This is a genomic window from Peribacillus sp. Bi96, assembly GCF_918698115.1.
GTDB lineage: Bacteria > Bacillota > Bacilli > Bacillales > DSM-1321 > Peribacillus.
This window is the reverse complement of sequence record NZ_CAKKLV010000018.1, coordinates 1-21407: the sequence shown is the minus strand read 5'-3', so window position 1 is coordinate 21407 and position 21407 is coordinate 1. Positions and strand designations below refer to the sequence as shown.

The 21407-nt window shown below is 36.8% G+C and carries 20 protein-coding genes and 6 pseudogenes; 18 read left to right on the top strand and 8 right to left on the bottom strand.

Annotated features, from left to right (window positions below; genetic code table 11):
• The first annotated feature begins 96 nt into the window (after positions 1-96).
• The gene (locus LQ203_RS19510) at positions 97-1059 is read left to right on the top strand and encodes a tRNA-dihydrouridine synthase (protein WP_230160619.1); all 963 of its coding nucleotides are present in this window, start codon (positions 97-99) and stop codon (positions 1057-1059) included.
• Positions 1060-1420: 361 nt separating this feature from the next.
• Positions 1421-1939, top strand: a complete 519-nt coding sequence (locus LQ203_RS19505) for a DUF1456 family protein (RefSeq protein ID WP_230160466.1) — start codon at positions 1421-1423, stop codon at positions 1937-1939.
• 148 nt (positions 1940-2087) lie between these two features.
• On the opposite strand, the pseudogene LQ203_RS19500 reads toward LQ203_RS19505, so the two are convergent.
• A pseudogene (locus LQ203_RS19500) lies at positions 2088-2474 on the bottom strand (3-hydroxyacyl-CoA dehydrogenase NAD-binding domain-containing protein); the annotation flags it as partial.
• 203 nt (positions 2475-2677) lie between these two features.
• Here LQ203_RS19500 and LQ203_RS19495 point away from each other — a divergent pair.
• From LQ203_RS19495 to LQ203_RS19470, 6 genes and pseudogenes are all read left to right on the top strand, one after another.
• Positions 2678-3464: pseudogene (locus tag LQ203_RS19495) on the top strand (SDR family oxidoreductase).
• A gap of 300 nt (positions 3465-3764) precedes the next feature.
• The gene (locus LQ203_RS19490; protein ID WP_230160464.1) at positions 3765-5039 is read left to right on the top strand and encodes an S-adenosylmethionine decarboxylase related protein; all 1275 of its coding nucleotides are present in this window, start codon (positions 3765-3767) and stop codon (positions 5037-5039) included.
• 203 nt (positions 5040-5242) lie between these two features.
• Positions 5243-5667: pseudogene (locus tag LQ203_RS19485) on the top strand (MarR family transcriptional regulator).
• Positions 5651-5991, top strand: a pseudogene (locus tag LQ203_RS19480) (DUF3147 family protein). The pseudogenes LQ203_RS19485 and LQ203_RS19480 overlap by 17 nt, the downstream one beginning before the upstream one ends.
• Before the next feature lie 331 nt (positions 5992-6322).
• The gene (locus LQ203_RS19475; protein ID WP_230160462.1) at positions 6323-6463 is read left to right on the top strand and encodes a hypothetical protein; all 141 of its coding nucleotides are present in this window, start codon (positions 6323-6325) and stop codon (positions 6461-6463) included.
• Positions 6464-6710: 247 nt separating this feature from the next.
• Positions 6711-7253, top strand: coding sequence for a GNAT family protein (locus LQ203_RS19470; RefSeq protein ID WP_230160460.1), 543 nt, complete (start codon positions 6711-6713; stop codon positions 7251-7253).
• A gap of 402 nt (positions 7254-7655) precedes the next feature.
• Here LQ203_RS19470 and LQ203_RS19465 read toward each other — a convergent pair whose 3' ends face one another.
• The 3 genes from LQ203_RS19465 to LQ203_RS19455 form a co-directional block, all read right to left on the bottom strand.
• A complete protein-coding gene (locus LQ203_RS19465) occupies positions 7656-8282 on the bottom strand; it encodes an FMN-dependent NADH-azoreductase (RefSeq protein WP_230160458.1) in 627 nt (208 codons plus the stop codon).
• 71 nt (positions 8283-8353) lie between these two features.
• Positions 8354-8938, bottom strand: coding sequence for a DUF3238 domain-containing protein (locus tag LQ203_RS19460; RefSeq protein WP_230160456.1), 585 nt, complete (start codon positions 8936-8938; stop codon positions 8354-8356).
• A gap of 145 nt (positions 8939-9083) precedes the next feature.
• A complete protein-coding gene (locus LQ203_RS19455) occupies positions 9084-9668 on the bottom strand; it encodes a DUF3238 domain-containing protein (RefSeq protein ID WP_230160454.1) in 585 nt (194 codons plus the stop codon).
• Between the two features lie 149 nt (positions 9669-9817).
• On the opposite strand from LQ203_RS19455, the gene LQ203_RS19450 reads away from it, so the two are divergent.
• The 4 genes from LQ203_RS19450 (at position 9818) to LQ203_RS19435 (ending at position 11625) form a co-directional block, all read left to right on the top strand.
• The gene (locus LQ203_RS19450) at positions 9818-10291 is read left to right on the top strand and encodes a MarR family transcriptional regulator (RefSeq protein WP_230160452.1); all 474 of its coding nucleotides are present in this window, start codon (positions 9818-9820) and stop codon (positions 10289-10291) included.
• Positions 10292-10755: 464 nt separating this feature from the next.
• Positions 10756-11154, top strand: a complete 399-nt coding sequence (locus LQ203_RS19445) for a hypothetical protein (protein ID WP_230160450.1) — start codon at positions 10756-10758, stop codon at positions 11152-11154.
• A gap of 12 nt (positions 11155-11166) precedes the next feature.
• A complete protein-coding gene (locus LQ203_RS19440; protein WP_230160448.1) occupies positions 11167-11370 on the top strand; it encodes a helix-turn-helix transcriptional regulator in 204 nt (67 codons plus the stop codon).
• Between the two features lie 48 nt (positions 11371-11418).
• Complete coding sequence (locus LQ203_RS19435) at positions 11419-11625, top strand: hypothetical protein (protein ID WP_230160446.1); 207 nt, start codon at positions 11419-11421, stop codon at positions 11623-11625.
• Between the two features lie 1048 nt (positions 11626-12673).
• Here the strand turns inward: LQ203_RS19435 and LQ203_RS19430 are convergent.
• The 4 genes and pseudogenes from LQ203_RS19430 to LQ203_RS19415 form a co-directional block, all read right to left on the bottom strand.
• Positions 12674-13796: pseudogene (locus tag LQ203_RS19430) on the bottom strand (IS3 family transposase).
• Between the two features lie 249 nt (positions 13797-14045).
• The gene (locus tag LQ203_RS19425) at positions 14046-14342 is read right to left on the bottom strand and encodes a helix-turn-helix domain-containing protein (RefSeq protein ID WP_230160444.1); all 297 of its coding nucleotides are present in this window, start codon (positions 14340-14342) and stop codon (positions 14046-14048) included.
• A gap of 169 nt (positions 14343-14511) precedes the next feature.
• A complete protein-coding gene (poxB, locus tag LQ203_RS19420) occupies positions 14512-16236 on the bottom strand; it encodes a ubiquinone-dependent pyruvate dehydrogenase (protein ID WP_230160442.1) in 1725 nt (574 codons plus the stop codon).
• A gap of 103 nt (positions 16237-16339) precedes the next feature.
• On the bottom strand, positions 16340-17536 hold the full coding sequence (locus tag LQ203_RS19415) for an OFA family MFS transporter (RefSeq protein ID WP_230160438.1): 1197 nt from the start codon (positions 17534-17536) through the stop codon (positions 16340-16342).
• A gap of 449 nt (positions 17537-17985) precedes the next feature.
• Between LQ203_RS19415 and LQ203_RS19410 the strand changes: the two genes are divergently transcribed.
• The 6 genes and pseudogenes from LQ203_RS19410 to LQ203_RS19385 form a co-directional block, all read left to right on the top strand.
• A complete protein-coding gene (locus LQ203_RS19410) occupies positions 17986-18471 on the top strand; it encodes a peptidoglycan-binding domain-containing protein (protein WP_230160436.1) in 486 nt (161 codons plus the stop codon).
• A 159-nt stretch (positions 18472-18630) separates the two neighbouring features.
• Positions 18631-19503 (top strand): AraC family transcriptional regulator, encoded by an 873-nt coding sequence (locus LQ203_RS19405; RefSeq protein ID WP_230160434.1) that lies wholly within the window; start codon positions 18631-18633, stop codon positions 19501-19503.
• Positions 19504-19666: 163 nt separating this feature from the next.
• The gene (locus LQ203_RS19400) at positions 19667-20038 is read left to right on the top strand and encodes a hypothetical protein (protein ID WP_230160432.1); all 372 of its coding nucleotides are present in this window, start codon (positions 19667-19669) and stop codon (positions 20036-20038) included.
• A 103-nt stretch (positions 20039-20141) separates the two neighbouring features.
• Entirely contained in the window at positions 20142-20330 is a 189-nt protein-coding gene (locus LQ203_RS19395) for a hypothetical protein (RefSeq protein WP_230160430.1), read from the top strand.
• Between the two features lie 273 nt (positions 20331-20603).
• Positions 20604-20837 (top strand): hypothetical protein, encoded by a 234-nt coding sequence (locus LQ203_RS19390; protein WP_230160428.1) that lies wholly within the window; start codon positions 20604-20606, stop codon positions 20835-20837.
• A 396-nt stretch (positions 20838-21233) separates the two neighbouring features.
• Positions 21234-21407 (top strand): annotated as a pseudogene (locus LQ203_RS19385) (glyoxalase); the annotation flags it as partial.

The following is a 21407-nucleotide window of genomic DNA, read 5'->3' as shown; positions in this document are numbered from 1 at the left end:
GCATGATATAAGTGTAAAAGAAGTGGAACATTTGGCTTTATATTTTTTGACCGAGAGTTTGAAGTTGTATCCATAGTGAGAGGATTTGAGTTTGAAATGATAGATAATTTTTGGCGTGATTTACCACGACCATTTTTTGTACTTGCACCAATGGAAGATGTGACAGATGTTGTTTTTCGTCACGTAGTAAGTGAAGCCGGTCGACCGGATGTATTTTTCACAGAGTTTACAAACTCGGATAGCTATTGTCATCCAGAGGGCATGAAAAGTGTGCGTGGCCGTTTGACTTTTACAGAAGATGAACAGCCAATGGTGGCACATATTTGGGGGGATAATCCCGAATATTTCCGTCAAATGAGTATTGGCTTGGCAGAGCTAGGATTTAAAGGCATCGATATTAATATGGGCTGCCCTGTACCGAATGTGGCATCGAGAGGGAAAGGTAGTGGCCTTATTCTGCGTCCAGACGTTGCGGCAGAACTTATTCAAGCAGCAAAAGCGGGCGGACTGCCTGTAAGCGTGAAAACACGACTTGGCTATAAGGATGTAAATGAGTGGGAGGAGTGGCTAGAGCATATTTTAAAACAGGATGTTGCGAACCTTTCTATTCATTTGCGTACAAGAAAGGAAATGAGCCAAGTAGATGCGCATTGGGAGCTAATTCCGGAAATCAAAAAATTACGTGACCGTATCGCACCAAATACGCTACTAACAATCAATGGAGACATTCCTGACCGTCAAACTGGGCTACAGCTTGCTGAACAATATGGTATTGATGGCGTTATGATCGGGCGAGGTATTTTTAAAAATCCTTTTGCTTTTGAAAAAGAGCCAAAAGAGCATAGCAGTAAAGAATACCTTGATCTTTTAAGACTGCAGCTTGATCTTCAAGATCAATATGCGGAAGCACTGCCACGTTCAATCACAGGGCTTCATCGCTTTTTCAAAATTTATGTCAAAGGATTCCGTGGAGCTGGTGAATTAAGAAATCAATTAATGAACACGAAATCAACAGATGAAGTGCGTGCATTGCTTGATAACTTTGGAAAAGAATGTTGATGGGACGGGGACAGTGAAATGATGTAACTCTCAAAAAGTTAGAGAAAAAATGAATCACATCAACTCATGTGTACTTATTTTATTCAGTTTCAAGTTCCTTTGAAGCCGGCAACTTTTGTTTTGATAAAGTCTGTTTTCTGAAAGAAAAAGGTCTTAAGAATGTAATAAACCCACCGGCACCCTTGTGTTGCCACCTACACTCTGCACATGTGGAAGTAGTCACGAAACTGAAAAGAAAATAATAGGCAGATGGATCCGGGAATCCGTAAAGGGGTTCCAGGATTTTCAGCTGCGTTTATTCCCATCCATTTGTGAAATAATGAAGGTACTGAAAAAAGAAAAATATACAGGAGGTTTATGAATGCATAATCATGATATATTAATTCGATTAAGATATGCGCTGGATATAAAAAATAAAGATATGGTAGAGATATTTAAACTAGGGGATATTGAAGTGACAAGAGAAGAAGTCATGCAGATGCTCACAAAGCCGAAAGATGGTTTCTATGATGAATACGATGAAGATGATATGGATGATGAAGGTTTAAAATGTAATAATACGATGTTGGAGTCCTTTTTAAATGGCTTGATCATTTTTAAAAGAGGGAAACAAGAACCAAAACCCGGCCAGCCAGAAAACCCGGCACCTACTGTAAAGAATAAGGAAAGCATGAATAATATTCTGCTAAAGAAAATGAAAATCGCGCTGACATTAACAAGCGAGGATATGATTGATATCTTGGAAGAAGCAGGAGTCATGATTACCAAAGGAGAATTAAGCGCCATTTTAAGAAAAGTTGGTCATAGAAATTATAAAGAGTGCGGGGATAAATTCGCCAGGAATTTCTTAAAAGGGTTAGCTTATAAATATAGGGGATAAGGTTCAATCAAAATATCACTATTTTAATCATGCACATCATCAATTGACCCTGATTTCGGGGTCTTTTTTTGAACACTAAAAACAGGAGATGTTCCAAGGACATCTCCTTCTCCTGCATACAACTTCATTATTCTTGTAAAAAGTCCGGTTTGGCAAATTGGCTCGGTAATAATGTCGAAGAGTTCGTTGCGAAAATTGTTTTTTCGGGAGGCAGTTTTCCTAACTCCGTGTAAAAATCCGTTTTGATTTGAACCACTTCTGGAATCGCTTCAATCACAAAATCAGCTTCAGCAAATGCCGTAGATAAATCACTGCTGAAAGAAATACGAGCATAAGCAGTATTGAGATCTTCCTCCGTAACCCATAAATCTTCTTTGTAGTATGGCTTCAAATTAGAGATTCTATCTTTTGCACGTTCTATTGCTTCATCATTGATGTCATATACAAATACATGGAATCCTTTATAAGCGGTTTGAAATGCAATCTGACTACCTAAAACCCCGCAGCCGGCAATCATGATATTTTTATAATTCATAGTCATTCTCCTTTTTCCTTGGGGTATCCCTTTATGTTTATTACTCATATCAGGATAATAGATGCAGGAATTAGGGTGATATCTATCATTTTCCCTTTAATAGAACGGATAAATGCGTATATGGGTATACCATTTTTAATGGTTTATGTCATTCGTTTATGGGAAGTAGAAACAGTAGAGAGCTTTGATAGGAGGAATGGAAGATGGCCAAAACAATTTTCATTACTGGCGCGGGCAGCGAGCTTGGAAGAGGCGCCGCACTCGGACTTGCAAAAAGGGGGTCATCGGGTAATTGCCACAACGGAAATCACTTCTCAGAAAACGGATCTAATGAGGGAAGCGCAGGAACAGGGCTTGGATATGGACGTATTCAAATTGGATATTACAAACACACGTGATCGAGCTTTAATTGATAACCAAGACTTTGATGTGTTTGTGGCAAATGCCGCGATCAATGAGGGCGGACCGCTCGGGGAAATGCCGATGGACCGATTCAGGGCGCTTTTCGAAGTGAATGTATTCGCTACACTTGAAACCGTTCAGCATGCTGCAAGAAAGCTGGTCAAAAAAGGAAGCGGGAAAATCGTGTTTTTGAGTTCAATGGCTGGGATCATCACGACACCATATGGCGGTCCCTATGCAGCAACCAAACATGCCATCGAGGGAATTGCTTTAACCTTGAAGGATGAGCTTGAGAGATCTAGGGTGCAGGTTGCGACCATCAATCCTGGTGCCTACGATACCGGTTTTAACGACAGGGCGGCAGAGGAAAAATGGAAGTGGTTTGATGAAGCCAAGAATTTTACAAGAGCAGAGGATATGAAAAAACAAGAAGAGGGATTAAAGAACCAATTCGATCCGGAAGACATGATTGAGAAGATGATTGAAATCATCCCTGCTGACCATCATAAATTTCGTACCGTCCATCCCGAGAAAACGGAAAAACAGATGAAGGAAACCGAAAAGAATCGATGGGGCATGGAAATCTGATTTAGTCTAAAGATTATGGGGCACTGCTTCGTTAGAGCGGAATAGATCCGTATGAAATGTAAAGTTGTGCATAAAGTGTGGACAAAGGAAGAGAAAGGAGGAAATCCTTAATTTTTTCCTTTCTCCTAATCTTGCGCATGACTTTTTTTGTTGGGGGGAAACTGCCTTTCTGCTTCTTTTTTATAAAAGGGTAGAGAAAATAGCTTGTACATATGGCTCAATTCAAGAATAAATGATACTTGTCCATTGCATTTCATCTTAAACTACATAGTTTAAAGTAAAAGGTGACGAGGTGTAGAAATGGATGATAACAAAAAAGTGATAACCATTCTAGGAAGTGCGGGAGGGGCCGCAAAATCAATACTTTCGATATTGAATAAATCAGTTATTGATAAAAAGGATCCAATCCATCATTTTATTTCTAGTTGTACTTTACATTTAATCGATATTAAACAAAAAGAAGAAAAATATTATCATGAATTATTTCCACAGCTAAAAAATCACTTTGTATTCCATCAACTTGATTTAAAAGATACAAAGAGGTTTACTAAGCATCTTGAAAGCACAAAAACATTTTGTGTAATAGATCTATCACGGGCGGATACGGTTGAAATACTAGATTGCTGTAATGCATTAGGTGTTAATTATATTAATTCCGCTTTAGAAAAAACAACGATCGATGAAAAGGAAGAATTATCTCATGGATTTCCTTTAATTGAACGATTCAGGCATTTTGAAAAGTATAAAGATCAATTTTCAAATTCAACAGCCATCATTGGTTCGGGAATGAATCCAGGGGTGGTTCAATGGATGGCCATTGAGCTTTTAAAGAAAGATTCAGGGGAACGTCCGCTTGGCTGTTATATTGTAGAGCATGACAATTATTTTTTTAAGGACAAAGCGAAGGCAAAAAAGGACGTCATTTACACAACATGGTCTCCCGAAGGCTTTCTGGATGAGGCCATATCAAGCTACCCGATGTTTATGAATCACCATACGCCGCTCTTTTTATATGAAAATGTTTATGATGTGGATTTCAAAGTCACTTTAGGGGACAAGCAGTTTTACGGTTGTTTAATGCCTCATGAAGAAGTATACACTTTGGGCAAATTGTTTGATATGGAAGGCGGCTTTTTATATAAGGTAAATGACCATACGACGGAGTTAATCCGCTCGAAACTGGATGACGTAGATCAATTATGGGACCATGAAATGGAGGTTCTCGATCCGCTTAAAGACGAACTTGAAGGGGAAGATCTAGTAGGTGTCCTTATTGTTTATCAACAAAAAGAGCATTATATGTACAATGTACCAAGTAATGAAGATATCTTTTCCAAATATAAAACCAATGCCACATACTTTCAAGTGGCTTGCGGTATATATGCTGCCTTATCGGTGCTGCTAATGGATCAAATCCCAAAAGGGGTTTATTATGTAGATGAGTTATTGTTAAAAACCAATAATCATTATGGACAATATTTGACCTACTATATGACGGATTTTGTAATAGGGGAAAATAATCATTCAGATGGTCCCTTACTTCATAGGATGAAAAGGTGGACCCCTAACAATTGAAGCCGTATCGGTTCATTTAAGAATGATGATAATCATAAAAATCATGATTACTTTTCAGATGTACGTGAAGAAATTTCAATAAAGTTGTGCACAAGATGTGGATAAAGGAAGGGGAAATAGGGATAATCCTTATTTCTTCAAATCTTTCTCCTGACTATGTGCATAACTTTTTTTGTTTGTTGAATAAATTGCTTTTTATTCATATGTTGAAAGAAATTGTGCAGGTAAATCAACTATGGACGGATATTTACTATCAATTGCGTTATACCCATCAAGAAAAAATCACTCACCAAAGCATAAGGATCATGCAAGTTATTCAAAAAGAAAATGAAGTGGGGATAAGGAAATTGCTAAAGCCATTCATGTGTCCCATAACACCGCATCAGAGCATATTAATCGCTTATTAGAGAAAAAGTATGTATGTAAAACCCGCAGCATTAAGGATGAGCGTAAGGTAATTCTAATGCTTACTGACTTGCGAGGTGATGTATTGCACCGTCATTCCAGTCTCGATGAAGAAAAGCTTGAACAGCTTCTCTTTGAAAAAATGAGTCATGAGGAAAGGCCACTCATCTTAGAAGCATTTACATTAATGAAGGAGAGAGCAAAAGATGTTTACAATCGTTAAAATCATCGTATCAGCTATTATCATTGGGGTTATTACAGAAATTTCACGAAGATATCCTAATCAAGGCGGAATCATTGCTGCATTACCTATCGTTAGCGTTCTAAGTATTTTATGGCTATATATACAAGGAGAACAGATGGAAACATTAAGTGAATTTGCTTTAAGTGTGTTATGGGGTATACCGGCAACAGTTTTATGTTGGTGATAATATGGATGGCACTACAGCATTCAATACACTTATTTGTTTCATTAGGCCTAGGAATGGGAGGATGGTTTTTATCCTTATTTGCCCAAGACATAATAGTTAAACACTTAATTGGCTAGTTTCGGAAACGAAAGGTAGAAATAGCTAGCTGTTGGCTTTTTTTATGTTTGGGAAAATCCTTAATCAGCTAACAGGTGCCCTGCTTCAATATTCTTAAGGAACTTATAGGATAGGTATACTTGAAAGAGCTCATATAAAGGCAAACTATCCAATTAAAGAGCAATGTCAGTTTTTTTTTACTGAGACGGTTAGAGAAGAACAATGGGGGAAATACTAAAGGAAAGGATGTTTAATTAGAATTTTCAGAAAACTATATTGACAATAAATTAACATTGTTATATATTATTTACAAGTTAAATTTATTGTTATATAACAGAAGGAGGAGTCAAGATGATGAACATTTACGTTAAAGCCTATGAAAGTTATTTAAAGATTTGTGACAGATATGAAATGGAGTCGATCAACTTCGACCACTTCATTAAAAATTTAACCAAAGATCAGTTGGATCAATACAGTAAATTAGCTGTTTAATGAAAGGGCGTGATTGAACAAGATGGACCTCCCGGTTGATGTAGATGTAGAAGCCAAATAGAAACCCCACCAGTTGCTAACGATAACAGGTGGGGTTTTGTCATGTCCTTTAAGAGCTTATTTATAAAGTCGTTACTTGATTTTGGTTTTAATGAACGAAAGGGTCGGATTCACTCCAAGTCATTTATCTATTAATCATATATGTTAATATACAAAATAAACCAATAGAAAAACTAGGGGGATGAGTATGTTCTTACATAAGATAGATGAGGAGTTATCATTGAAACTGATAGAATTAAAGGATACAGAAAGAGTTTTCGAAATAACAAATCAATCCAGGGAATACCTACGAGAATGGCTTCCTTGGCTGGATCGTACAACAAAACTTGAAGATACAAAAGGGTTCATTCATATGACTTTACAAGGTCTTGCTGAAAACAAGAGTGTTAATACAGTTATTATGTATAACGGACTTATTGTTGGTGTAGCAGGTTATAACCAAATAAATTGGTCAAACAAAACGGCATATATTGGTTATTGGCTCGGAGAAGGTTATCAAGGAAATGGAATTATGACAAGAGTAGCTAAGGCATTGACTGATTATGCATTTAATGAATTGAAACTAGATAAAGTGGAAATTAGGGTGGCTGTGGAGAATAAGAAAAGTAGAGGAATTCCCGAAAGATTGGGTTTTGTTAATGAAGGGTGTATCAGACAAGCAGAATGGTTGTATGACCATTATGTTGACCACATTGTTTACGGTATGTTAGCTAAGGAATGGGGAAAATAGTAATTCATACCTCGATGAACCAGAAATTGTTTAAGATCGGAGCTGTCTTAATGGTAGCTAACTGGGCTTATGATAGACTTTAGATATCAATTGGATTTATTTTCAAGGGGAGAATATATGAAATTTTTGCGAAAATATCTCTATATAAATTATTTTATAGGGTTATGCATTATCAAGGTTTTGTCAGAATAGTTGAAGAAGGAAATCAAGTGTATATATTTTGTCTATCAACGTTCCATTGTAATGTATTTCTTCTTTCTATCTTTTTATAAGATTAAAATGGAAATATTACATCAATTGGGTTCTAACTCCCCAAAAGTAGCAAGATGAGAGAATAAAAAAACAGTACCACCGCTATAAAAGTGGTGGTACTGCTATATTGAGTGACAAGTGTTTTATTAATTAGAACGTACTTGCTACTTTAACAGCCTTTTCAAGCCCTGCAGCAATAATTTCTTCTGCTTTATCTGGGAATTGATTGTGACCTTCAATCACTACTTTCTCTATATTTTTTACACCGAAGAAGCTCATCATACTTGCTACATATTTAATAGCCATTTCTACTTCAGCTTTTGGTCCTTCAGAATATACACCGCCACTTGCGTTTAATAATGCAATTTTCTTATCTCCAATCAGACCTACTGGACCTTCTGGCGTATATTTAAATGTTTTGCCCGCGCGGTTTAAATAATCAATATATGTGTGTAGTATAGCCGGAATTGTTAAGTTCCATAATGGGAAACCAAACACAACTTTATCAGCTGCAAGGAATTGTTCTAAATATTTATCAGCAACAGTTACTGCTTTTGCTTCTTCTGCTGTTAACTCAAGCCCTCTACTAGTTTTAAAAGTGCCATTAATCATATCTACTCCTACATATGGCAATTCTTCCTTGTATAAATCAAGCTCTATTACTTTATCATTTGGATGTGATTCTTTGTAACTCGATAAATAAGCCTCATATAATTTTACACTAACCGATTGATCTGCTGGGCGATTGTTTGCTTTTACAAATAAAATGGATGTCATTCGCTTTTCCTCCTATTGCTCACTCTTATGTTGTTATATATTTATTCACTAAAAAGGGAATCATATTGTCTTTACAATATCTTTTTAAAACTATACTCCATGTCTCCGCCTAGAGCTTCAGGTGTATCACCAGTTTCTCTGAAGTCATGAGTATGAAGTTGCTCAAACGGACCAAAATTTACTTGCTTATAAAATTCAAAACAAGGGAATCCATCATGTTCACCTTGAATATCGACAATACCATCTGTTTTGACATGTACAGTTAATAGATAGTCAACCGGAGGTGCATATACATTTAATGGGTTGCTAGCACTTGCACTCATTTGAAATTTGACGTCATCTGACCCCCATACAACATCAGTGCACAAAATGCCTTCCGTATTAGCTTTTCCTGTTCTTTTATTAACGGAACCATCAGGAGTTGTGATTCTTTCTGTTGTTATGCCCGTATTCGCATATGTGAAAATTTCTTTTTTGTAAAAATCTACAACTACTTCTTGTTCCACTCTAGAACGCATAGCGTTTACCGCATAAGGTGTAAAATCACGTGCATCACCTTCGAATTGGATTATGTTTCCCGTTTGAATATCTTTCTTAGGGTCAGTCCAAGACATTGGGATAAATACACTTGCTCTAACTTTAACGATATTAGTCATGAGGCACACCTCTGTAATTCTTAATTTTATTTTGGGTAATAATAATATTGACCCATTGAGCAAAACAGATCACAATTTCTTTCGTATGATCAATTGCTTTTCATTTAATATTTGCTGCTTGTATACTTCTACTTGGTATTTATATCTAGATTGTCGTTTTAAAACTGTATTCCATATCCCCAGCTAGCGCTGCCGGAGTGTCACCAGTTTTTCTGAAATCATGTGTATATATTAATTCAAATGGACCAAAATCTGTTTGTTTATAAAATTCATAGCAGGGGAACCCATCATGTGCACCTTCAATTTGTACAACACCACTCTTGTTAACATGTATAGTTAATAAATAATCAGCCGCGGGTGCTGCTGCATTTAAAGGATTGCTGGCACTAGCACTCATTTTAAAAGAAACTTCGTCATCGCCCCACACAACATTAGTGCATTCAATATTGTCTGTACTTGTTTTTCCCTTTTTATACTCGAGTGAACCATCTGGATTTGTAATTTTAACAGTTACGATACAAGCATTTGCATGTGAAAAAATTTCTTTTTTATAAAAATCAATAATCACTTCTTGCTCTAATCTTGACCGCATAGTGTTTACAGCATATGGTGTAAATTCACGTGCGTCACCAGTGTATTCGAATATCTTTTCTGTTGCAGGATCTTTAATAGGTTCCAACCAAGCATACGGTGCAAATACACTTCCTCTAATTTTAAAGATGTTAGCCATGAGAACCCTCCATAATGTATTAATTTTGTTTCGGTGAATCCTATTTTTTATAATCGAATTATAGTCAACTTGATTGACTACATTACGTATAGTACAATGGATTTCAAATAAAGTCAACCTAATTGACTTTATTTAAGGAGGTTTTATGTATGAATCATGAAGTATTTAGTGAATTGGATCTTACATCGCTTTTATCATTATCCTTTAGTACATCAATTAATGAATTACATGACAGATTGAGTGAATTGGGATTTGGAGATATTAGACCTGCACATGGTTTTATGTTTAAATGCATCACTCCCAATGGAGCAACAGGTATAGAACTAGCCGAATATTTAGGAATTACAAAGCAAGCTGTGAGTAAAATGGTGGATTATCTTGAGAAAAGTGGCTATGTAATGCGCAAAGCTCATCCCACTGATAAGAGAGGGAAAATTATTGTTTTGACCGAACGAGGTTGGTTAGTTGTGAAAGCAAAAGAGAAGATACTAACTGAGATTGAGCAACGTTGGATTGAAAACATAGGTGCTGAACGCCTGCAAATGCTCAAAGAAGATTTAACAAAATTAGTTTATGAAGAAAATGAAGATAAACTATCATCGAGGTTAAAACCTGTCTGGTAATTATAGAGTTTATAAAGGGAACTTTTAATCGTGCTTAAATTCGTACTAACAGTACAGCATTCATGTAATGGTTTAAATTAGCAGCAAGGTTTGTGGAGAATTCTACGGGAGCGTTAGTTCAAGAAAAACAAGCTAACATTTGGGTTCCTATTTTCATTGTTCCATTAAAGGGCGTGATTCTTGAAGAAGGTTCGCTTTTCTTATAGAACTAACGGGTCGTTAGTTGAAGATCAGAGCTGTCTTTAAGGCAGCTTGTTCTTTATGCAACTATCGGGGCAGGATAGTTGAACACTAGTAAAACTAAAATTGTTCAAATGATGAAAAATTTCGTTACTTAGAGAACTATTTTTTACCGATTGACGTTTGTTTTATAAAAGGTTATTATGAAATTAACTTCACGTGAAATAAACTTCACATGAAGTAAACTTCACTCCAAGAGAATAAGTTGATTAGGAGAGGTACGTTTGAAAAATCTATTCATACAGCGTTTTTTAGTCTCAACCTTGGTAATTATATTGGGAATCATTCAAATAATTCTCGATACATCAGTAGGATTTAATTTTGGATATATCGTTGTATTCCTAGGTGGAATACTTTTGTTGTACTCAACAATTTCTTACATAACATCCCGAAAGAATAAATCACTAGAAAAGGAATTATCAAAGGAATATGACGAAAGAGATGCTTTAATTGATGGAAAAGTTGCTCACTTTTCTTTGCATATTCTAATATGCGAAATTATAATTCTTATGTTTTTAACTAATTTTGTGGTAATTCCAACAAATACTGCATTATTTGTTGTCTTAGTATCTTTAATAATTAGTGAAATTGGGTCTAGAAAGTATTACAATCTTGTCCTTTAATTCGGAGGATTTATGAAAAATAGAGTAAAAGAATTGCGAATAGAATATGGAATAACGCAACAAGAATTAGCTGATAAAGTAAGTGTATCTTCTAGAACGATCATCTCATTAGAAAAACAAAAGTATAATCCATCTGTGCTACTAGCGTATAAAATAGCTACAGTTTTTAATTTACCAATCGAAGAAACTTTTATTTTCGATGAGGATGACAAATAATACATTTCACAAAGATGCACATATTAACCAAACAACGGAGGAATTGTAATGCTTTTTATACCATTTATTTTTGGGTTAGTTTTAGTAGTTTGGGGTATTTATCGTATGAGAACAGATGATGGCTTATTTGGAAAAAATCGAAAAAACAAAAACATATTCAATTTACTGTTAATGGGAGAAGCTTCAGGATTAGGACAATTTTTGGGTGGAATTCTGTTTATTATTATAGGGATTGTTGCATTTGTTGTGAAGTAGCAGGAATGTTATATCTATGCCATTATTCCTGAATGGGAAGAAGAACTCTTTAACGAACTTTCAAATGAATTTATTATAATTAATAAATTTCCTTTCCCTCTAACACACATATCCGTAAGAACAATAGGGTTTTTAGGGTATGTAAAGGATAGGAAAAAACAATATATGTACGAATTTTACTTACGGTCTACAACAATGGATTTTTTAGTGTTTTCAGATACTGATGTATCTCAACATTTATATATATTAAACAAGAAGAACATTGATATTTACAACATATTTAAATCAAATAAAATCCCTCACGTAACCATTGGTCCTGGTGGTCTGTGGCTAAATATAGTTGAGTATTGAATCATTCCTTACTGAGCTAACAGGTGCGTTAGCTGAAAATCAGAGCTGTCTTTAAGGCAGCTCTTTCATATTGAACTAAAGGGGGTAGTCCCAATTAAATTTCTCCAAAAAAATGAAGTATATATTTATATAATTCTTCTAGCATTCACTACAGTTAATGGATTCTTTAATAAACCCGAAGACGAAGGAACACTAGATATTAGTATAGGTATTGCCCTTTTCATAGTTTTAATTATCAGGGTAGCATTGATTATTTATGAAAAAAAAGATGCTAATTAAGCAGTTATGACAAATTTTTAACCCAGACAGTCTGTGTCAACTCTGCATAAGTCTTAAAGAACTAACGGGTGCGTTAGCTGAAGATCGGTGCTATTGGTAATTATATATGCTTACGATGCTGTTTAAGGAGTGAGATAAAATATTAAATTCACCAAACTTTTCAGAAGTGAAGATATTAAAACTATCTGTTCATGCATTGTTAATAGGTGTTTTATTAACTTTAGTTAGTTTAATTGTTAATGATGTTATTTCAATTGTTTTTCATGAAAGAATTACAATGAATTTATTTTTTATTAATTTAATTATGGTTTTGTGGGTTTTATGGGCAATGCAAAATACAAAATATCAAAAATAATGAACTTGAGTTTAGTTAAATAATGGATTTGAGTCAATATTTTGGACACAAAAAAGTTAAATCTTAAGCTGTATTCCTAATTAAATCTTCAATGGCTTGTGGGGTTTGATAGCCCAAGCTGCTTCAATAAATTGGAACATCGCTAATTTAGCTGTTTGATAGTCTAGATATTGTACGTGGTTGACTTCTTCCTTTTTTAATAGGGCATGAAAGGATTCAATACAGGCATTATCGTACGGGCAACCTTTCTGACTAAAGGATTGCTTAATATGATGATTTTGAATATGTTAAGTAAACTCACTGCTTGTATATTGTGAGTCAAGATCCGTATGAAGAACTAAGCCCTCCGAGGGCTTTTGGGAAAAGTGAGCGTTATTGACTGCTTGTATGACCAGTTCTGTCGTCATTGAACGAGAAAATGAATACCCTACTATTTTCTTAGAATGAAGATCCAATACCGAAGCTAAATAACACCGTCCGTCTTTTAACGTGTGGATATACGTAATATCTGCTACCCATTTCTCATTAATGGTCTGAGTAGTAAAGTCCCGTTTTAGCAAATTATCCAATTGAATAACCTTTTCTTTAGATGGATAGGGACGGTATTTTTTCTTAGTAATAGAACGAATTCTTGCCATGCTCCTTAAACGTTGAACACGCTTTAGACTTAGGGAAAACCCTTTGATTAATAAGCTTTCATGAATCTTTGGCGCCCCATTTCGTCCCTTGCTTTCCAAGTAAATGAGATGGATTTCCTTTGTGAGTTCTTGGTTTTCCTGTTCGCGATTTGATATGACTATTTGAAGGGACTGATAATGGCTGCTTCTTGGGATTTCTAGTATTTCACACATCTTCTGTACGGGATATTGTTTCTTGTGTTCCTCAATAAATTCGGTAAGATCTGTCTCGGTTACTTTTTCGCGAATATGTCCATAGCCTTTTTTAAGATTTCAACTTCTTGCTTTAACCGAAGGTTTTCCTTCTATATGGCGGCTAATTCCTTTGGAGTCATAGACTCTTCCCCTATACCAATAGGGGTAAATTCTTTAACCCATTTATAAATGGTAACTTCTGATTCTCCATATTCGCCGCTTAATTCTTTGACCGAATTAACCGAGTGATAAAGATCTACAATAGTCTTCTTGAATTCATTATTATATTTTTTACCTGTATTTTTACGTTCCAAGACGGACACATCCTCTCAAAAATCATTGTAAGGACGGCGTTTAAAATGAAAAGCATTTAAAATATTTTCTTTAAGTATCAAGTCTTTTTCTTCTCTTTGCTCTCTTCTTTCTTGAGCTTCTGAAGAAAAGTAGTTATAAAAGCCAGAGCGAGAAACTCCCGCAATTTCGCATAAGAAACTCACCTCATTTTTTATTTAATAGTTCTAAAACTTTAAAACTAATGATGAAAAAGAATGGTTTTTCGGCCACTATAAAGTTGCCAAAAAAACAGGTAAAAATTCTTGAAATGTATCCTTCCTTATTTTTATATATTTAAATTGCCCATCACGCCCTACATCAATTAGGTCTGCTTCAACCATAATTTTAATGTGGTATGAAACGTTTGACTTATTTATTCCGATTGATTCACCAATTTCTCCGTATGAATTTTTATCTTTATTTTCATCATGATAAAGATAACGAATGATTTCAATCCGCTTTACTTCTGATAAGGCTTTGAATATCTTGCTACGTCTTTCATCTGAGGTAACTTGTTTGATAATCATAGAAACTTATTTTTAATTATTCATTTTGTCAATAAAGAAGAAAATGGAAAAACTATATACTTGGTTTTGTTTTTGAACTTCAAGGTAAAAGGTGGTAAATACTCATTTCATAAATCACCCATAATAATCAGGGATTCAAAGTTAGTATATGAATCCCTTTTTATCGAACCTAGCGAAGGAGGTTTGTCTTGGCAAGTTCAATTAATTTATTACCGTCACCATTCAGAACTGCCTTGACCATCCATAATGTGAAACCCTGTGCCTGGCCAAATTCAATTCGTGGGGGAAGGGATATTTCCTGGCGATTCACGAGTACATCCAATAATACAGGTCCATTATGTTCAAAAGCTCGCTTCAGTGCATCCGGGAGGTCTGCCGGGTCTTCTACGCGTATCCCCATGATTCCCATTGCTTGGGCAACGGCTGCTAGATTCGGGTTTTTAAGCTCTGTACCGGTCTCCAAATAGCCCGCTGCCTTCATTTCCAATTCGACAAAGCTTAGCGCACTGTTATTGAAAACGATGATCTTTACAGGCAGGTTATGCTGTTGAAGAGTTAGCATATCCCCCATTAACATGGCAAGGCCACCGTCGCCTGAAAGGGCAATAACTTGCCTGCCTGAATCGATGCACTGAGCCCCAATTGCTTGCGGCAAGGCATTTGCCATCGAACCGTGATTGAATGATCCCAATAATCTTCTTTTCCCATTCATTTCGAGGTACCTGGCTGCCCACAAGGTAGGTGTTCCGACGTCACATGTAAATACAGCATCCTCACTGGCAAGATCACTGACCATTTTCGTTAAATATTGAGGGTGAATCGGTGTATGGCCTGGTTTCCCTGCCGCAAGTTCATCAAGCCCTTCGCGGACATCTTTATAATGATCGACATATTTATCCAGGTGCCGCGAGCCATGCGTCTCTGTTAGGTAAGGAAGCAAAGCTTCGACCGTGTTCTTGACATCACCGCAAAGCCCCAAGGCTAGATTTGCCCGGCGCCCAAGGTTCTCTGCCCTGAGGTCAACCTGAAGGATACTGGCTTTCTTAGGAAAGAATTGTCTATAAGGGAAATCAGTACCGAGCATCAGCAATACATCACAATCCATCATTGCGTGAAAGCCGGAGGAGTAGCCAATTAGGCCGGTAAGACCTACAGAGTAAGGGTTATCATACTCTAGATGTTCTTTCCCCCTTAGGGCAATGACCATAGGGGACTTCAATCGGTCACAGAGTTCCATTAGTTGTGAATGGGCTCCTTCACATCCTGCACCGCATAATAAAGTAATCCGTTTCCCTCCATTTAGATATTCCGCCAGTTTTTTCAATTCGGCATCGGATGGACGAACAATAGGTTGAGTCACATGTACAACCTGTTCCGGGACGGTTTGATTGTCAGGCAATGCTGCTACATCTCCTGGCAGAACCAACACAGCTACACCTTTTCTTGAAACTGCATGCTGCATGGCGATTGTAACCATTCGAGGCATCTGTTCAGGCTTTGTCACCACCTCACTGAAGTGGCTGCATTCCTTAAACAGATGTTCGGGATGCGTCTGCTGGAAAAACTCACTCCCGATTTCGTTGCTTGGAATATGGGCTGCGATGGCTAAAACGGGAATACGGCTGCGATGGCAATCATATAAACCATTGATAAGATGAAGATTACCAGGGCCGCTGCTGCCTGCACAAACAGCAATGCTGCCACTCAATAGGGAATCCGAACCTGCGGCAAATGCCGCTACCTCTTCATGTCGAACCCCAATCCACTCAATCTTGCCAGAACGCCTGATTGAATCTAGGACAGCGTTCAAGGAATCTCCAACAATCCCATAAATCCTTTTCACCCCTGCACGCAATAATGAGTCAATTAATAAATCTGCGATTGTTTGCTTCATTCTTTTCCTCCTGTTTGTTCATAGTGGTATATGTTTTTTTGTATTTGCGGATACAACCATAAGCCCTTTATTGCATAGGTCACCTAGCTCCTCAAAGGGAACTTTATACCGGTTTTCCACTGCGCGCGATAGGCGGCTTCACCCTGAGAGCAATTATGAAGGACACGATGCATAAAATGGCTATTATCATGAAAGTTGGCTTAAATCCATTGATGATTGCCCCAATAAAGGCTCCTGAAAGGGCACCAAGGCCGAATCCCTGATATACGATACTATAATTTTTGCTATGATTTTTTAACCCGAAATAATCACCAACAATGGCTGGAAATACGGTAATATTGCCTCCAAAGCAAAAGGCGATGCCAGCTACACAGGCAAAAAAGAGACCGTATCTAATATTCCCCAGGCTTAATACCAGAACTGCAGCAGCTGTAACAAAGAAGTTAAAGGCAATCACCTTCATCCGGCCGATTTTATCTGAAAGGGCTCCCAGGATCAGTCGTCCGAATGTGTTAAAAATGGCAATCATGGCCACAGTATTCGCGGCAGTGACTACATCCAAGCCAGCTAACTTTACACCCACATCCTTAGCAATACTGATTAAATAAAGCCCGCTCATGCAAGCGGTAAAGAACATGATAAACAATAGATATACCTCTCTTGTCCGCATCATTTCCTTGACGGTATAATTGTTTGAATCTTTGAGAGAGGACGCATTAGTTTCAGCTGTCTCAGTTGATTCCCGTATAAAACGCGACCCAACCACTACCATGGCCATTACAATGATTCCCCAGTACAAAAACGTCTGTGAGGCACCTACATTATTCAATAGCCATGTGTTTATGTATTTAAATAACAGGCTCCCCATTCCGTATGCTGAAACAGAAATTCCTGAAATTAGGCCCTTGCGCTCCGGAAACCACTTGATTAGGTTGGACAATGAAGTAATGTAGGCTAATCCATCTGCGAACCCCACGACAATCCCTGCCGTGATGTACAAAACCATTAACGAAGAAGCGAACGAACTAGCGACTAATCCCGTTCCAAGCACTAATCCTGCCAAAGCAATTAACCGACGTAGTCCCCATTTTTCCTGAAGTCTCCCGGCAAATAGGGTTGCCAATGCTAGAGCAAAGCTTGTAATGGAAAAGGTGATGGCCACTGAACTGAGTTTCCAGCCGAACTTGTCTGCCAAGGGCTGATTGAATAAACTCCAGGTGTAGATAGTGCCAAGACCTATTTGGATGATGATCGTACCAAACACAATGAGTCCCTTATTTACTTTTTGATTAGGAATCATTCTTCCCTCCTTCCTATGAAACACTCGGGGAACGATATATTCTTCTATTCTTGATTGGTTATATTATGACCATCAGCATTGCAATAATATTCGTGGACCTTCGCAGAGTTTGAAAAGGGAAGAGAAGATTCGTGGCTGCCCAAATTATGAATGGAATAAAGGGAGAGGGCTCATAACTTGCTTTAAGAAATGAAAATGAAGTTGAAAAGGGCTATTTTGAGGGGTGATCCTCAACTATGTTTTAGTAGTAGGCAAAGTACAATGTTTTCATGGGCCACTTAGAAACGTAGAAATCCCCATTGTGAGCGTATATTTATCCTATTTCTGTAGTCCTTTTGGTGACTGTTTGCTGCAGGTTCAAAACAGGACATTGGTCGGAAGGGGAATATCTTATCTGGAAGGAAATAGTAAAGAGGTTAGGATGCACAAAAAAAGAGGGAGATGGCGCTATGAAGAAATTACTTACTAGTTTGGTAGTATTAGCAATGGCCCTAGGGATATCTTTTTCCACCGCTTCAGCATCTGCTGGAGGATTTCACCATCCAGATAGCTGGGATAAAAACTCTATTTTGCGGAAGGACACTCATGGGGTAGAGGTCAGGAATATGCAATATATCCTGAATGTCATGGGCTTTTATACGGATTCAGCAGTCGTTGACGTTGATGGGATTTTTGGACCGAAAACCGAAGCTGGTGTAAAGAAATATCAAAAAGAAAACAACTTGAAAGTAGATGGTGTGGTTGGCCCCCGGACATGGGACAGCTTCTCGCAATATATAAAGAAGAATGGCACGAACACATATGGAGCAGGTGGGTATATGGGGCTCAGAATCAAATGGAAGTATGATAATTCCTCCTATACATCCGGCTCAAAAGCTTATATTTACGGTAATGGAGATACATTAAGCGACCAATATCGCTTGTATGCGAATTAAATTTACAGAATCAATAAGGGAGGTTGCTGATGCAACCTTTTTGTTATGCAACTAAAGGGGCAGGTTAGTTGAAGGAATATACCCTACATAATGGTGCACAAAATGTCGGATGAGTAGTTTCAACTCCTGCTATTCTATGGATATAAGGAGGTCATTGAATTGGATTTGCTCAAAAATATGAATAGTGCCATTAAATTTATTGAGAAAAATCTTACGAACGATATTGACTTTAAAGAAGTTGCAAGGCTAGCTTATTGCTCGGAATATCATTTTAAAAGGATGTTTTCCTTCCTGGCAGGTATTACGCTATCCGAGTACATCCGCCGAAGACGACTTACGCTTGCAGCGTTTGAGCTTAAAAATAACAACATAAAGGTTATTGATATAGCGATAATGTACGGGTACAGCTCACCAGACTCTTTTGCAAGAGCGTTTCAACATTTGCATGGTATCACACCATCAGAAGCAAGAAGTAATGGCCATTCACTTAAAGCCTATCCACCGATGTCCTTCCAACTATCTATTAAAGGAGGCAGTGAAATGAACTATCGAATAGAAGGAAAAGAGGCATTTCGCATTATTGGAATTAAAAAAAGAGTTCCAATCATTTTTAACGGGGTTAATCCAGAGATTGCTTCTATGTGGGAAAGTTTAGACGAAAAAACGATAAATGAACTCAAAAAACTATCGAATGTCGAGCCATTAGGACTGCTTAGTGCATCAGCGAACTTTTCCGGAGGCAGGTTGGAGGAAAAAGGGGAGCTTGATCATTATATAGGCGTAGCAACAACGAGGGAGTGTCCAAATAACTTAACACTGCTTGAAGTTGATGCATCTACATGGGCGGTATTCGAAGCAGCCGGACCTTTTCCTGAAACACTGCAAAATGTATGGGGACGTATTTATTCGGAATGGTTTCCATCCTCTAACTATGAACAAATAGAAGGGCCAGAAATCCTTTGGAACGAAAAAAAAGATGTAACCTCACCAACATTTAGAAGTGAAATATGGATCCCTGTTTTGAAAAAGTAAGTATAGACGTAGAATTTATCCGAAGAGCTGTTTCGACAGTTCTTCTTTTTTTTATCAACTAACAGTTGCTTTACTTCAATAATGACTATGAAAAGGTAACTTTTACCTTGTTTGTCCGTACTAAAAGTCGGAAATAAAGTTGACCTTTGGAGTAGGTGTATGAATGAAAAAAATGTTAATGATCTCAACGATGGCTGTATTAGTATTAGCTGCGTGTGGTGAAGAAAAAGCACAATCTTGGAAAGGTACATGGAAAAAGGTGGATGAAGAAAATAGTGTTTGTCGAGACTCCTTTATCTTTAAAGGGGAAAACAATTTCGAAATTCAAAATTCAAGAGTCCAGGGCGGAGAACAATCTTCTGGAACATATAAGCATATAGAGAATAATGATTACGAATTTGATTATGGTGGTGGCTCTAATAATTTTACTATTATAGTCGAAAAAAATACGATGAAAGTTCAATTAGCAGATACCATTTGCGAATATAATAAAGTCGATAAAATTAGAAAAAAGTACGAAAATTCATGGGAGTAAAGTACCTCCAACCATACATAAAATAGGAAATTGTAGATTGGATTATGTAACTATCTGGGCAGAAATTGAGTAAAAAAAGTTTCGAAATGTTGGCTGTACCACGATGTTAGGAATTGATTTCTTTATTGCAAACACAATAAAAGAGACAGCATACTTAAATGAATCTGTAAAATTTAATGAAGAGTCGCAGGGGTATCTTCAGATTAAAGAAGATTACGATAAAGGTTGTACGGAAAAAGGATCTTTTGATTTGCTTATAGGGTTAGATCAATATGGTGCTACAATATTTTAGATGCAAGAAATAAATCAGTTAGTAAACATTTGCGAGGGCATAGTTGTTAAATACAAAACAGAAAATTTATACGGACAAAAAATAAAACAGTTTGCTGAAAAGTTAATAGAACTTTGCAAAGAAGCATTACTGAAAAACAAGTTAATAGTAGCAATTGGTGATTAAAGTATTCTTTAAGGCAGCTTTTTCTTTAGTCAACTATTGGGACAGGTTTGTTGAAAAGTAATAAATACTAAGATAATGGTAAGATGAGTAAGTAGGGAGTTCGATTAAGTGGAGGAAATGATAGGTGGTTCATTTGTTTTTGTAACGGGAGTAGTTTTCCTGTATTTTGGTTTGTTTCAGAACAAGTGGTTGTATAAGGGTATAAAAGAGATTGAAGAAGGAAAAATCGATTTTTTTCCTTTCATAAGTAGCTATTGGTTTTGGCGGATTCTGTTTATCGGAATGGGCGCATTCCTCATTTTTACAACTGGAAATTCATTCATTAGCTATGTCTTTCTTTAACTATGGATGCTTTACTAGTTGCTGAGGCAACCTTGTGAACCATATATTAAAAATACTCCAATGTTACTTCTTTTCGCGTTGCTTTTTATTGTCACTTTTGCATTTTGGTTAAGAAAAAGAACTCTTTCATTCGATTTTAAAAATAAAAGTAAATTGTTCTTCTTGTTTGACAACTATGAGTTGATTGGTGGAGTTCTTATTGGTATAGGATTACTATTTATTGTGATTTTTATCTAAGATTTATTTCACTAACGGGTGCGTTTGTTGAGGATCGAAGCTGTCTTTAAGGCAGCTTTTTCCTATGCAACTATCGGGACAGGTTAGTGAAAGAAGGAATTCGCTTTCAAAACTAGAATTTAAATTAATAACCAATGGGATAGGAGGGAGATTCTTATGATAATAAAGGGTTTTGGAGGAATCTTTTGGAGGACTAAAAATCTAGAGGATATAAAAAAATGGTACAGTAAAGTTCTAAAAATTGAAATTGAAAATTGGAATGGTACCATTATTACACCACAATCAGGCAATGAAACTATCTTTGCCTTCGTTTCTGAAAATGACCGCTATTTT